The following is a 485-nucleotide window of genomic DNA, read 5'->3' as shown; positions in this document are numbered from 1 at the left end:
CCTGCATCCGGTACATGCTGTCGCGCAGGCCTGCGTCACCACCATGGAACCCTTCCAAGAGCCCCATCCACTGCGCCGCCAATTGCTGCGCCTCGAGTGAGGCCGGGTCCATTCCCGCTGCGATCGCCGCGTCGACCTCGGGGATGAGCTCACCCCATTCCGCTTCGGCTTGCTGAATGCGCTGTTCACCGAGATTTTCCCGACGCTGCGCGAGCTGCGTCAGCTGTTCCTCGGTGAAATACTCCTTGAAGGTGTCGTCGACCATCACAGTCCTCCTGATCAATTCCAGGAAGCGATCCGCGGATGCGTCCGGCCTGCTCTCCGCCGTTGCGGCCAGTACCGCGACCAAGGCATGAAGTTCCTGCGTCGCGGCCAGTTGCGCGGCCAGATAGTCGCGATGAGCAGATAGCACCTGCGTCACCGCTACGGCGCCCTCGAGCAGGTCCGTGATCTGATCCAGTCCCAGACCCAACTGACGCAGGGCC

Annotated in this window: 1 protein-coding gene; it reads right to left on the bottom strand. The window is 63.5% G+C overall.

Going from position 1 to position 485, the window contains the following annotated elements:
* On the bottom strand, positions 1–485 hold a 485-nt coding region (locus tag ON19_RS30750), incomplete at both ends, for a TipAS antibiotic-recognition domain-containing protein (RefSeq protein ID WP_043700698.1).

Origin of the sequence: Nocardia abscessus NBRC 100374 (assembly GCF_000308455.1) — a bacterium.
Taxonomy (GTDB): domain Bacteria; phylum Actinomycetota; class Actinomycetes; order Mycobacteriales; family Mycobacteriaceae; genus Nocardia; species Nocardia abscessus.
Note: the sequence above shows the minus strand (reverse complement) of the source record. Positions and strands in the feature narration are given on the sequence as shown.